Genomic DNA, 14,472 nt, shown 5'->3' on the forward strand with positions numbered 1-14,472 from the left:
CAATATGACTGAAAACCTAAACGACAAAATTATCATCTATCAAAGTGAAGATGGTAAGACCCAACTTGATGTGAAGTTGGAAGGAGAAACGGTATGGCTTACGCAGGCTCAGATGGTAGAACTATTTCAATCCAGCAAAGCTACAATAAGCGAACATATTAAGCACATCATAGAAGATGATGAACTCGATGCGAACTCAACTGTTCGGAAATTCCGAACAGTTCAACAAGAAGGCAAACGGCAAGTTTCTCGTATAGTTGCTTATTACAATCTTGATATGATAATATCCGTGGGATATCGTGTAAATACAAAACGTGGTATCCGTTTCCGCCAATGGGCAAACTCTGTTCTTAAGCAATATCTTGTCAAAGGCTATGCTATCAACGAGAACATTCGCAAACATCAGATTGCGGAACTGCGCCAACTCATACAAGTATTAGGCAGAGCTATCCAGCAACAACCTGCAAAGACAACGGACGAAAGCAATGCACTCTTTGATGTTGTGGTAGACTACACCTACGCACTCGACACACTCGACAACTATGATTACCAGCGATTACATATCGCCAAGACTACCAAAGAAGAACCTTTCCATGCCACATACGAGAATGCTATGCACGAGATAGATATGCTTCGACAGAAGTTTGGTGGTTCTGTACTCTTTGGTAATGAAAAGGATGAGTCCTTCAAAAGTTCTATCGGACAAATCTACCAGACCTTTGATGGCACGGAACTTTATCCGAGTGTGGAGGAGAAAGCGGCTATGCTACTCTATCTTGTCACTAAGAATCACTCGTTCAGTGATGGAAATAAGCGCATTGCAGCCACCCTCTTCCTATGGTTTATGAACAACAATGCCATCCTCTATCGCCCTGATGGTACCAAGCGAATTGCTGACAACACCCTCGTTGCCCTCACCCTCATGATTGCCGAGAGCAAAACAGAGGAAAAGGATATAATGGTAAAGGTAGTGGTGAACCTTATCAACCAAGCCAATTAACCCACATTCCAATAACAACTTATGAGACTTTTTGCATACGGAGAGGAATGTATCAAAAAATAATTCTTAACTTTGTCGTAAACATAAAGAACAAAGATAACAATAAGAAGTATATCTATTTACCCCAAAAGCGTAATTACAAACCAAAACATAATAACGTATGAAAAAGATTTTATCAGTACTAATGTTACTCTTGTTGTCTATATCAATATATGCACAACAAAATGTTACTAAGTTCTTAGGTATTCCTGTTGATGGCTCCAAAACTGCCATGATTCAAAAGCTCAAAGCAAAAGGATTCACATACAATACAACAACTGATTTTCTTGAAGGAGTATTTAATGGTGAGAAAGTGTATATTCATATACAAACTAACAAAAACAAAGTATGGAGAATTGTTGTATGGAATAAAACAGGGCGAGATGAAGGACAAATTAAAATAAGATATAATAAGCTCTTTCAACAATTCGAAAACAATTCAAAATACACAATATCTGAAACATCCCACATGTTATCTGAAAGCGAAAACATATCATATGAGATCTCTGTGAATAATAAACAATATGCTGCTGTTTTTTATCAGCTGCCATACGAAGGAGCACAGAATAGAATAGTGTGGTTCACAATAGCCAAAGAGTATGATGAATATTATATAGCTATATACTACGAAAACGACAGAAATGCTTCCCATGGGGAAGATTTATAACTACCATAGAATATCATCTAAGATAAGCGAATAAGCATATAAAGCTCTCACACCACATAGGTCTGAGAGTTTTTCTTTTACCCTTTTACCTACCCATCTCAAATCAAAACCCACGCAAAATAGCACAAATACAGACATTACTACATAGCTTATACTTGGCAAGCGACCATTGAAACAGTATCTTTGCAGCATGAATCACGAATTATTTTCATGAAAAGAAATATTTTCCTTCATGAAAAGAAATATTTATTTTCACGTAAATAATTTCTTTCTTTCGTGAAAAGAATTCTGCCTATGCTAAAAGTATGTGATTATAGAGACTCGTTTCACACACTAACGGCTCATGGAAAAGATGATTATTAACCCTTATTACAAACGTAAAGCTATGACTGTAAATTACAAACTATTAAGAACAAGCGGTAAACTCGCACAACGTAAAGCACTAAGAATCGTACCTATCAAGAAAGATGTCACGGGAATAGAGAGAATCTGTCAGCATATCCAACAAGCAACAACGCTCACAACAGCCGACATTCTTGGTACTATCTCAGCATTAAAAACAGAATTAGCAGAGGAGCTAAAAAGTGGGAATACAGTCCATCTACCGGGCATTGGATTCTTCTCGCTTGCCCTTAAAGGGGACATGTACGAAGACCCTAAGACGCATCGTCACCAACTCCGTAATGTTGCTGTGCGCAAAATTAGATTCCGCCCCGATAAGGATTTTCACGAAGCGTTAGGAAAGATGGATTTTGAAAACAAAACCTACAAAGACGGTACATCCACACTTCCTATAAAATCAGCCGTTAACGCTGCACTAAAAGAATTGTTTGAAGAGAATCCGATAATCACCGTTAACGACCTCCGTCGCCGTCTGAACCTTTCTACCACCTACGCCTATCAACTTACAGCACAGTTAGAACGTGAAAAGAAAATCATCAACATAGGTTCACGTTATCGCAAAATATATAAAAAAGCGTAAGCAGAAGGCGGTAAACAAATGGTAAACATATCGAGGGAAAGGCACATTACCATTGTAAATTAGATTAAGCCCAGCGATAATTCAATGGCATATAAATACGAAAAAGCCATTCCCAACCCTTTTCAGAGCATAGGAATGGCTTTTAATTATTAATTAGTCCTTAGACTGTTCTTATCCAATCCACTTCACATAAGCGAAGTCCTGACGGTGTGGCAGGAGATCGTTCTTAGGATACATACGGACAGCGCACTTATAAGCACCTGCTTCTGTTGCATCGAAAGTAGCCTCGAAAGTATAGTGATTACCCTCAGTCTTCACCATCTTGAATGGGATTACCTTGTGGATGTTAACGTCATCAACTGGTGCATTCTTCAAGAATACAAGCTCAAGACCTACAGCATTGTTCAAGCCCTGCTCGTCGATAACGTAAGTAACCTTAATCTTATGACCTGTAGAAATGTCCTGCAGTGCATCCTCGTCCTTAGAAACAACATAAATGCTGTCCCAACGCTCTGCTACAGACTCCTTCCAAAGAGCAATCTCCTTAGCAAGTTTATTGTCATTAGCCTCGAGCTTATGAGAACGCTTAGCCTGACTCTCATAGAACTTGTCATAGTAGTCGTCAAGCTGACGCTTCATTGTATAGTGAGGAGCGATAGTTGCAATAGAGTTCTTTACAACCTTAACCCAATCCTCTGAGTAGCCATCTTGATTCTTATTGAAGTAGAGAGGAGCTATCTCATTCTCGAAAAGACCATAGATAGTAGCTGCATCAAGCTGGTCCTGATAGCCCTGATTCTGATAGGTACGCTTCTCTGGCAATGCCCATCCAGCTCCCTCGCGGTAGCCTTCAACCCACCAGCCATCAAGTACTGAGAGGTTTACAACACCGTTCATTTCTGCCTTCTCACCAGATGTACCACTTGCCTCGAGTGGACGAGTTGGTGTGTTCATCCAGATATCAACTCCAGAAACGAGACGACGAGCCAACTGCATATCGTAATCCTCAAGGAAGATAATCTTACCGAGGAACTGTGGCATACGTGAAATCTCAAAGATACGCTTGATAAGTCCCTGACCAGCGCCATCAGCAGGGTGTGCCTTACCTGAGAAGAAGAACAGAACTGGACGCTCTGGGTTGTTTACAATCTTCTCCAAACGCTCAAGGTCAGTGAAAAGCAAGTGTGCACGCTTATAAGTTGCAAAGCGACGACAGAAACCAATCATCAATGCGTTAGGATTAATACGCTCAAGGATAGAAACGACCTTAGCTGGGTCACCCTGGTTGCGGAGCCACTGCTTGGTGAACTTATCACGGATATACTTGATAAGTTTCTGCTTCAATGCCATACGTGTCTCCCAGATTTCTGCATCAGGAACATTATAGATTGCATGCCAGATAGACTCGTTACTCTGGTCGCTCATGAAGCTTTCATCGAAGTACTTATCGTAAACTTTGCGCCACTCTGTTGCTGTCCATGTTGGGAGGTGTACACCATTAGTAACATAACCTACAGCATTCTCCTCTGGGAAGTATCCCTTCCACAATGGAGCAAACATTTTCTGGCTTACCCAACCGTGAAGTTTTGACACACCATTGATTTCCTGACAGGTGTTACAAGCGAAGGTACTCATACAGAAACGCTCGCTGTGATCATCAGGATTGGTACGCCCCATACCGATGAACTCATCCCACGAGATACCAAGTTTAGCAGGATAATCACCCATATACTTGCCGAAGAGTTCCTCGTCGAAGTAGTCGTGACCTGCTGGTACTGGTGTGTGAACGGTATAAAGTGAAGAAGCACGTACAAGCTCCATAGCCTGATTGAATGTCAAGCCACCATCGATGTAGTCGCAAAGACGCTGGAGGTTGCAGAGTGCTGCATGACCTTCATTACAGTGATAGATATCCTTCTTGATACCCAATTTCTTCAATGTGAGCATACCACCGATACCGAGCAGAATCTCCTGCTTCAAACGGTTCTCCCAGTCACCACCATAAAGTGAGTGAGTGATAGGGCGATCGTACTCTGAGTTCATATCGTTGTCTGTATCGAGCAAGTAAAGCTTAATACGTCCAACGTTTACACGCCATACAAGTGCGTGTACCATATAGTTGCGGTAAGGTACGTCAACAACTACCTGATTGCCGTTCTCATCAAGCTCACGCTCGATAGGAAGAGAGTTAAAGTTCTGTGAATCATACTTCGCAATCTGCTGACCGTCCATTGAAAGGCTCTGTGTGAAGTAACCAAAACGATAGAGGAAACCTACAGCACAGAAATTTACATTTGAGTCAGAAGCTTCCTTGAGGTAGTCACCAGCAAGAATACCAAGACCACCAGAATAAATCTTCAATGCCTGATTCAGACCAAACTCCATACAGAAGTAAGCAACAGAAGCACGCTTAGCGTTAGGCTTAACGTCCATATAAGCACGGAACTTCTTGTAAACATCACTTACCTGCTTCATCAACTTCTTGTCCTTTACGATGGCTTCCTTACGGTCGTAGCTAAGACGCTCAAGGAGCTGAACAGGATTATGTCCAACCTCTTCATAGAGTTCCTCATCAAGAGCTTTGAACATATTGCGTGCTTCGTAATTCCATGCCCACCACATATTGTGAGCAAGCTCATCAAGACATGCCAGTTCCTTTGGCAGAGTTGACTTTACAGTTACCTCTTTCCACTGAGGTTCGTTGGAATAATCTGATTTAATTTTCATAACTTAATATAGTTTGACTGTTATTTTTTATATCGTTATTAAAGCAGTTATCAGTTGTTTCGTGCAGCTGCTTTCTCTAATGCTATGTCGTAAGCCTGCTCATAATAGATGATAAACTCACTCCAAAGAGCTTTACGAGAGAGCTTCTCGGCATTTGAACGACACTTGTTCACCTCTGTCTTCGTAAAGCAAGAATAACGGGCTATGGTATCCTTAATACCATCAGCTACCTCAGAATAATTATAATCAGTACGATGTAATACCTTAACACCGTCTTCTATCTCGCTGTATTTGCCCTTCTCTGTATTTGCCCACAAGCCGAAACCAGCAAGGTCGGTTGTAATACAAGGAACCTTAAAGGCAACAGCCTCCAGAGGTGTATACCCCCATGGCTCATAGTAAGATGGATAAACACAGAGGTCATTGCCCAATACGAGATCATAATAGCTCATATTCATAATGCCATCATCACCTGTCAGATAGCAAGGCAAGAGGATGACCTTCACCTTATCTCCCTTTGCATTGTTTATACCGAGAGAGCTGAGCATATTCAGTACATTGTCATGGTCCATATTGTGGAGCCAATGCGTAAGCACAGGCTTCTCCAATGGTGTATCAAACTGCTTGCCACTGTTGAGACGCTCAACAAGGTCCTGACGAGGACCTGCTACCCAGCCTGGAACCTCAATGAAGGCTACTACCTGCTTCTTTAGGTTCTCATCAAAACGCAAGCGGTTCATTGATTCTATGAACACATCAATACCTTTATTACGGAACTCATATCGCCCACTGGTTGATACGATTAACGCATCATCTTGTATATCGTCACCTGTCAGTGCATTAGCAACATCAAACAAACGCTTACGCGCTGCCTTGCGCTTCTTTGTGAAGGTTGCACCCTTTGGTACAAAGTCGTTTTCAAAACCATTTGGAAGAACTAAATCTACTGGTTTATCAAGCAACTCTTTGCACTCTGTTGCAGTAATATCGCTCACTGTCGTGAAACAATCAACATAATGTGCTGTCTGCTTCTCAATAGAATGCTTGCTCTCCATATTCAACTCCGAAGCCATCTGGTCACCATTATATGCCCAGAGATATTCATACAATGGCTTGTTATTGCCCGCTATACTGCGACCAATACCCGTCGCATGAGTAGTAAAGATAGATGCTATCTGTGGCAAACGATGCTGTAATACAAGTGCAGCAAATCCTGTTTGCCATTCGTTTGCATGGAAGACAACCTTATCTTTCTCACTAAGATAGAATCTATAGAAACTCTCTACGACAAGTGCCGTAGCATAAGCAAACATAGCAGATTCGTCATAATCACCGTAGGCATGGAGACTATCAACTCTATAATACTCCCAAAGCTTACCATAAATCTCATCTTTATGAGCAAAGTATGACTGAAAATCAATAAGCATAGCAATTGGCTCCCCAGGGATATCCCAACGTCCAACCTTTACTGATAGCCCCTCAGAAACTGCTTTCTGCTGCCAATCAGCAAATAACTTCTTATCCTCTTTAAAATAAGGGGATGGTGTCTCTTGCCAGCAGTCAGGACCAAGGAAAATGATACGATCCTTTACCTTATCTTGTAATGTCTTTGCACGAGTTGAAAGTACAGTATAAATTCCTCCGACCTTGTTACAAACTTCCCAGCTGGTCTCAAAAATATAATCTGGAAATAACATCTTCTCCTTTAAAACATTTGATATATATCGCCACAAAGGTAATACAAAAATAAGTAAATCAACAATTTAATCTGTACATTTTTGAGGAATGTATAGTATTAATTAATTAAAATCATTAACTTTGCAATTAACCAACATTCATAGATATGAAACAAAAGATTGTACTGACAATAATGGCTATGTTGGCTTTTTCAACCAACATAGCCGCTCAAAGCAACTTATCCACTACAAAGACAGAAACATCTCCTTCAAAAACAGGAAAGATAGCACAGAATAATGACTCTATCTTTAAAGCGCATCTTGTGAATGATGAATTTCAAGTGTGGATGGATATTGATTTCTATCATAACAATATTACCGTACCACGACAAGAGATATTCGGAGAGGTTCCAGGCTACTTTGGTGCAGTACGTGATACTCGTAAGTGGATTATCTCTGATGCTACCATAAAAGGGAGAAAGGCTATCTTAACCATCATCAATGACTATGGTAGTGAAGATCTCAAAGCCGAACTAAAGCATAATTCAAATGGTACCTACACGCTAACAAGACTTGATGGTAGCACGATGAAGATTGTGGTTAATAATAAATGGGTGAAGATTCCTAAGGATTTAATCTTCTATTGTAAATAATCACAGTTCTCAGGACTATATAAGTAGACCCTACTAATGATAAATTGGTGCTCATTAGTAGGGTCTTCTTTTATATTTGATTTCCAAATGTTATCCTTATAAACTATTTTAATTAGTTAGAATAGTCCTATCAACCACTTAAACATGTCTATTAGTAAAGTCCACGTCCATTCCGTAACGCCTATCAATAACCTAAAGACAAAATAAATAATTACACTAAGAATGATAATAAGAAAAGTTGTTAGCAATGCTTTCGACCTCACCTGACGTATTGTTTTCTTATCTCCTTCTACATAGCGTGTAATTAAATCTAAGTTCTTTACGTGTGCTTTACTAAAGAAATCTATAGCATCACCAATAAAAAAAGGAATACTTCCCAACAATATATCTACTAAATAGTTATAGATAACAGCCAATGTGAGTGGAATAGACTTGACTTTAAACAAAGTAACGTATATAAACGGCAAACCAAAAATAGATGAAACAAGATCTCCTACTGATGGTACTAAACCTAAGAGTGCATCTAAGAAATATTTATCTGCTAAAGTTGTTACCGTACTAATAAACTTATAAGCCTTTGATGCTTTTAAATTTCGGATTTCTTTCTCCCTTCTTTGTCGGCGAACTTCTTCTTTACGAGTAGCATCACTACCCTTATCAAGAGAATCTCTATCATCAATAAGAGAGTAAGAATCATTCAAAACAATCTCTCCGTCTTGTTCACCTAAAGTCTTATGAGCATCATAATTCAACTCATTCTCTAATATATTCTTTCCTTCCATCCTAAATCAAAAAATAAAAAACAAATTATAATAACCTAAACACTATAACGCTTAAACACATAAAATATTATCATAAGAGCTTTAATCAATAAAAACACCTCTTTAGTACTCAAAAATAAAAATAATTTTGCAATGTAATAAAAGACCCAGTTCACAACTAATTTTAGTTTTACTTTTACTTGCTTTCATTTTTAACACTTCGTAAAACTATCTATTACCAAACAAATTAAGAAGCAAATATGGATGACAGTAGTGACAGCAAATAACAAATTAAATAAAATAATTACCCCACTAAATTCAAGCGACTAAATACCACTTTTAAGTCATATATGTCTTATGTAACCAATTAGCCCTATTTACCTATTAGGATAATAAGACCTATTAGCCTTATCAGCCCTATAAGCCTTATTAGCCCAATTAGCCCAATATAATATTGCAGCTTCTGTCCTTCCAACACTTCATCAACACCTAACATCCAACACCCATCACCCAACAAAAAAAGAGCCTTGAAGATTTCTCTTCAAGGCTCTCGTAAAAGGAGGCGGCCACCTACTCTCCCGCATTGCATTGCAGTACCATCGGCGCAAACGGGCTTAACTTCTCTGTTCGGAATGGGAAGAGGTGGGACCCCGCCGCAATAACCACCTGATATTTCTCTCGGTTGACTAGTTCACAGTTGACAAGTTGACTAGTTATTTGTCTTTATCCTTGTCTTCTTTCTGTCTTCTTATCAGTAGATCCGTTGTTAAACATTGTCCATAGAACTAATAACTTGTTTACTCGTTAACTCGTTATCTTGTCAACTCGTCTACTGACTTGTCAGCCGTATAAGGTGACGTATTTCCACAAGCAAAACATATAGAACTTTTCTTCTTCCCTTAGAAGAATACACAGCTCAAAGTCTGAGTCACTGGTCCCCGCACTCCAAACTTTGGAGGCGGGAGACCCGAAGAAAGTTTCGGGCAATTAGTAGTGCTCGGCTTTGACGTCACCGTCTTTACACCTACACCCTATCAACGTCATCGTCTATGACGACCCTTATGAGGAGTTCTCATCTTGCGGCTGGCTTCGCACTTAGATGCTTTCAGCGCTTATCCAATCCAGACTCAGATACCCAGCGGTGCACCTGGCGGCACAACTGGTAAACCGGAGGTCTGTCCAACACGGTCCTCTCGTACTAGTGTCAGCACCACTCAAAACTCCAACGCCCACGATAGATAGAGACCGAACTGTCTCACGACGTTCTGAACCCAGCTCGCGTGCCACTTTAATGGGCGAACAGCCCAACCCTTGGGACCTTCTCCAGCCCCAGGATGTGACGAGCCGACATCGAGGTGCCAAACCACCCCGTCGATATGAGCTCTTGGGGGGGATCAGCCTGTTATCCCCGGAGTACCTTTTATCCTTTGAGCGACGGAGTTTCCATACACGTCCGCCGGATCACTATGCCCCAGTTTCCTGCCTGCTCGGCATGTCTGCCTCCCAGTCAAGCGCCCTTATGCCATTGCACTCTATAAGGCCGGTTACCAATCGGCCCGAGGGCACCTTTGGAAGCCTCCGTTACGCTTTTGGAGGCGACCACCCCAGTCAAACTACCCACCAAGCAGTGTCCGCGCCACAGGCGCGTTAGACCTCAGACAGCCAAAGGGCCGTATTTCAAGGATGGCTCCACGAATGCTGGCGCACCCGCTTCGAAGCCTCCGGCCTATCCTACACATCGGATGACCAAGGTCAATGCTAAGCTGTAGTAAAGGTTCACGGGGTCTTTTCGTCCCATCGCGGGTAATCGGCATCTTCACCGATACTACAATTTCACTGAGCTCATGGTTGAGACAGCGTCCAGATCATTACACCATTCGTGCAGGTCGGAACTTACCCGACAAGGAATTTCGCTACCTTAGGACCGTTATAGTTACGGCCGCCGTTTACCGGGGCTTCAATTCAATGCTTCCCATTACTGGTGACATCTCCTCTTAACCTTCCGGCACCGGGCAGGTGTCAGGCTGTATACTTCATCTTTCGAGTTTGCACAGCCCTGTGTTTTTGTTAAACAGTTGCCTGGACCGATTCTCTGCGCCTCATATTGCTATGAGGACCCCTTATCCCGAAGTTACGGGGTCAATTTGCCTAGTTCCTTAACCATGAATCTCTCAACGCCTTAGTATATTCTACCCGACCACGTGTGTCCGTTTGCGGTACGGGTCGCATATACATTAAGTTTAGCGGATTTTCTCGGAAGTATGATTACCTGCACTCAAGTTATCCCGAAGGATTACCTGTACTTTCATGGTTCAGCTCGGAAGGTGGATTTGCCTGCCTTCCTCATAGCCTACGCACTTAAACGCCCTATTCCGTCAGGGCGCAGCAGTGTCACTGCTCCGTCTCCACATCACTGTATATGCGAGTTGCGGAATATTAACCGCATCTGCCATCGCCTTCGCCGTTCGGCTGAGACTTAGGACCCGACTAACCCCGGGCTGATTGGCATCGCCCGGGAAACCTCGGTCTTTCGGCGAAAGGGAATCTCACCCTTTTTATCGTTACTTATACCTACATTTGCTTTTCCATAAGCTCCAGGATCGGTTACCCTCACCATTCAACGCCGATGGAATGCTCCCCTACCGATACTTTTAATATACATTACTATCCCGCGCCTTCGGTATCTGACTTATACCCGATTATTATCCATGCCCGGACCCTCGACTAGTGAGCTGTTACGCACTCTTTGAATGAATGGCTGCTTCCAAGCCAACATCCTAGCTGTCACGGGGACCAGACTTCGTTAGACTAACTTAGACAGAATTTCGGGACCTTAGACGGCGGTCTGGATTCTTCTCCTCTCGGGGACGGACCTTAGCACCCGCCCCCTTACTGCACGACTGCAGTCCATAAGCATTCGGAGTTCGTCAGGTCTCGATAGGCGGTGAAGCCCTCTTGACCTATCGGTCGCTCTACCTCTTATGGAAATCGTCGCACGCGGCACCTAAATGCCTTTCGGGGAGTACGAGCTATCTCCAAGTTTGATTGGCCTTTCACTCCTACACTCACCTCATCGGGAAGCTTTTCAACGCTTATCCGTGCGGTCCTCCATCCGGTGTTACCCGGACTTCAACCTGGGCAAGTGTAGATCACTTGGTTTCGCGTCTACCCCATCTGACTCGACGCCCTATTCAGGCTCGCTTTCACTGCGGATGCGCGTCTCATGACGCTTATCCTTGCCAGACATGGTAACTCGTAGGTTCATTATGCAAAAGGCACGCCGTCACCGCTTACGCGGCTCCGACCGCTTGTAGGCGCATGGTTTCAGGAACTATTTCACTCTCCTCATCGGAGTGCTTTTCACCTTTCCTTCACAGTACTCGTTCACTATCGGTCTCACGGGAGTATTTAGCCTTACCGGATGGTCCCGGCAGATTCGCGCAGAATTTCACGTGTTCCGCGTTACTCAGGATACCACTACGTCTCGTCATGCTTCGAATACGGGATTATCACCCTCTATGATTGTTCTTTCCAGAACATTCTTCTCACAATCTAAGTACGACAGCGTGGTCCTACAACCCCTGCTAAGCGTTGCCACAAAGCAGGTTTGGGCTATTCCCCGTTCGCTCGCCACTACTAGGGGAATCATTATTTATTTTCTCTTCCTAAAGGTACTAAGATGTTTCAGTTCCCTTCGTTCGCCTCACTACTACTGTAGTGATAACAGGTCTTCAACCTGTTAGGTTGTCCCATTCGGAAATCCTTGGATCAAAGGTTATTTGCACCTACCCAAGGCTTATCGCAGCTTATCACGTCCTTCATCGCCTCCGTGAGCCAAGGCATCCGCCATGCGCCCTTTCTTACTTTCTTCGCCTTCTTTGTAATTGCTTACAAAGAATGTAGCTCATACTTTCAGCTGTTGTGTGATTCTAAAGAATTTGAAGTTTTTTCTTCAATAATTAGAATTCTAATTCTTCCCATTATAGAAAGAATAGTTCTACATTACAGTCTTGCTTGTGTCAATATGTCAAAGATCTTGTGCTGTTACCCTCTGTGTTCTGAGGCTGTGCCTCAGAAGCATAGAACAGCGTGGTGGAGGATAAGGACTTGAACCTTTATGTGAGCCTTAAACTCTAAACTCCTACATTTATATAATACAGAGTGCAGTGAGTACAAGAAGAAAAACGAACCAAAGGTTCTTTTATTTCCTTGATTACCGTTAACTTCTTGACATGTATACTTAAATACTTATCAAATAAATCAACTAATAAGCATCCTCTCCAGAAAGGAGGTGTTCCAGCCGCACCTTCCGGTACGGCTACCTTGTTACGACTTAGCCCCAATCACCAGTTTTGCCCTAGGCCGATCCTTGCGGTCACGGACTTCAGGCACCCCCGGCTTTCATGGCTTGACGGGCGGTGTGTACAAGGCCCGGGAACGTATTCACCGCGCCATGGCTGATGCGCGATTACTAGCGAATCCAGCTTCGTGGGGTCGGGTTGCAGACCCCAGTCCGAACTGGGACCGGCTTTCAAGATTGGATGCAATTTGCATTACACCGTCCCTCTGTACCGGCCATTGTAACACGTGTGTAGCCCCGGACGTAAGGGCCGTGCTGATTTGACGTCATCCCCACCTTCCTCACACCTTACGGTGGCAGTGTCTCCAGAGTGCCCAGCTTAACCTGATGGCAACTGAAGAGAGGGGTTGCGCTCGTTATGGCACTTAAGCCGACACCTCACGGCACGAGCTGACGACAACCATGCAGCACCTTCACAGAGACCCCGAAGGGCGTCATTATCTCTAAATCCTTCCTCTGCAATTCAAGCCCGGGTAAGGTTCCTCGCGTATCATCGAATTAAACCACATGTTCCTCCGCTTGTGCGGGCCCCCGTCAATTCCTTTGAGTTTCACCGTTGCCGGCGTACTCCCCAGGTGGGATGCTTAATGCTTTCGCTTAGCCGCTGATACCAGGTACCAACAGCGGGCATCCATCGTTTACTGTGCGGACTACCAGGGTATCTAATCCTGTTTGATACCCGCACCTTCGAGCTTAAGCGTCAGTTGCGCTCCCGTCAGCTGCCTTCGCAATCGGAGTTCTTCGTCATATCTAAGCATTTCACCGCTACACGACGAATTCCGCCAACGTTGTGCGTACTCAAGGAAACCAGTATGCGCTGCAATTCAGACGTTGAGCGTCTACATTTCACAACACACTTAATCTCCAGCCTACGCTCCCTTTAAACCCAATAAATCCGGATAACGCCTGGACCTTCCGTATTACCGCGGCTGCTGGCACGGAATTAGCCGGTCCTTATTCGTATGGTACCTGCAAATAGGGACACGTCCCTAACTTTATCCCCATACAAAAGCAGTTTACAACCCATAGGGCCGTCATCCTGCACGCTACTTGGCTGGTTCAGACTTCCGTCCATTGACCAATATTCCTCACTGCTGCCTCCCGTAGGAGTTTGGACCGTGTCTCAGTTCCAATGTGGGGGACCTTCCTCTCAGAACCCCTACTGATCGTTGCCTTGGTGGGCCGTTACCCCGCCAACAAGCTAATCAGACGCATCCCCATCCATTACCGATAAATCTTTACTTCAAATCTGATGCCGTCATCGAAGACTATGCGGTATTAGTCTGCCTTTCGGCAGGTTATCCCACAGTAATGGGAAGGTTGGATACGCGTTACTCACCCGTGCGCCGGTCGACGTCCAAAGAGTGCAAGCACTCAATGCCGTTTCCCCTCGACTTGCATGTGTTAAGCCTGTAGCTAGCGTTCATCCTGAGCCAGGATCAAACTCTCCATTGTAAAATATGTTTTGGTGATAAGTGATAGGTGATAAATGATAATGAATACCAATATCCCCCAAGCACTCCACCGAGTAATCTCTGTTTCAGAACGCTTATCCTAAAAGTATCAAGTAAAAAGCACCTTTTCTTCTGTTCCTTTAGTTTTGAGGC

7 protein-coding genes and 3 rRNA genes are annotated in these 14,472 nt (G+C 43.4%); 4 read left to right on the top strand and 6 right to left on the bottom strand.

Annotated elements, in window-relative coordinates:
* Positions 1-4 precede the first annotated feature (4 nt).
* The 3 genes from rhuM to HMPREF0659_RS06755 all read left to right on the top strand — a co-directional run bounded on the left by rhuM (position 5) and on the right by HMPREF0659_RS06755 (position 2,688).
* Complete coding sequence (gene rhuM, locus HMPREF0659_RS06745; RefSeq protein ID WP_013263840.1) at positions 5-1,000, top strand: virulence protein RhuM/Fic/DOC family protein; 996 nt, start codon at positions 5-7, stop codon at positions 998-1,000.
* 160 nt (positions 1,001-1,160) lie between these two features.
* Positions 1,161-1,706 carry a hypothetical protein gene (locus tag HMPREF0659_RS06750; RefSeq protein WP_044045932.1) on the top strand — a complete coding sequence of 182 codons (546 nt, stop codon included), beginning with the start codon at positions 1,161-1,163 and terminating at the stop codon, positions 1,704-1,706.
* Positions 1,707-2,091: 385 nt separating this feature from the next.
* On the top strand, positions 2,092-2,688 hold the full coding sequence (locus tag HMPREF0659_RS06755) for an HU family DNA-binding protein (protein ID WP_044045933.1): 597 nt from the start codon (positions 2,092-2,094) through the stop codon (positions 2,686-2,688).
* Positions 2,689-2,859: 171 nt separating this feature from the next.
* Here the strand turns inward: HMPREF0659_RS06755 and glgP are convergent, their stop codons facing one another.
* Both glgP and HMPREF0659_RS06765 read right to left on the bottom strand, forming a co-directional pair.
* Positions 2,860-5,415: an alpha-glucan family phosphorylase gene (glgP, locus tag HMPREF0659_RS06760; RefSeq protein ID WP_013264986.1), complete on the bottom strand. Its 2,556-nt coding sequence runs from the start codon at positions 5,413-5,415 to the stop codon at positions 2,860-2,862.
* A 50-nt stretch (positions 5,416-5,465) separates the two neighbouring features.
* Positions 5,466-7,112, bottom strand: a complete 1,647-nt coding sequence (locus tag HMPREF0659_RS06765) for a glycogen/starch synthase (RefSeq protein WP_013264122.1) — start codon at positions 7,110-7,112, stop codon at positions 5,466-5,468.
* 146 nt (positions 7,113-7,258) lie between these two features.
* Between HMPREF0659_RS06765 and HMPREF0659_RS06770 the strand changes: the two genes are divergently transcribed.
* The gene (locus tag HMPREF0659_RS06770; RefSeq protein ID WP_013264319.1) at positions 7,259-7,744 is read left to right on the top strand and encodes a hypothetical protein; all 486 of its coding nucleotides are present in this window, start codon (positions 7,259-7,261) and stop codon (positions 7,742-7,744) included.
* 116 nt (positions 7,745-7,860) lie between these two features.
* Here HMPREF0659_RS06770 and HMPREF0659_RS06775 read toward each other — a convergent pair whose 3' ends face one another.
* The 4 genes from HMPREF0659_RS06775 to HMPREF0659_RS06790 form a co-directional block, all read right to left on the bottom strand.
* Positions 7,861-8,526, bottom strand: coding sequence for a DUF4112 domain-containing protein (locus HMPREF0659_RS06775; protein ID WP_013264110.1), 666 nt, complete (start codon positions 8,524-8,526; stop codon positions 7,861-7,863).
* A gap of 536 nt (positions 8,527-9,062) precedes the next feature.
* Positions 9,063-9,175 (bottom strand): 5S ribosomal RNA (gene rrf / locus HMPREF0659_RS06780).
* A 298-nt stretch (positions 9,176-9,473) separates the two neighbouring features.
* Positions 9,474-12,375, bottom strand: a 23S ribosomal RNA gene (locus HMPREF0659_RS06785).
* A gap of 414 nt (positions 12,376-12,789) precedes the next feature.
* Positions 12,790-14,320, bottom strand: a 16S ribosomal RNA gene (locus tag HMPREF0659_RS06790).
* Together the 16S, 23S and 5S rRNA genes form the textbook arrangement of a ribosomal RNA operon.
* Positions 14,321-14,472: the final 152 nt, after the last annotated feature.

This window comes from Prevotella melaninogenica ATCC 25845, from assembly GCF_000144405.1.
Taxonomy (GTDB): Bacteria; Bacteroidota; Bacteroidia; order Bacteroidales; family Bacteroidaceae; genus Prevotella; species Prevotella melaninogenica.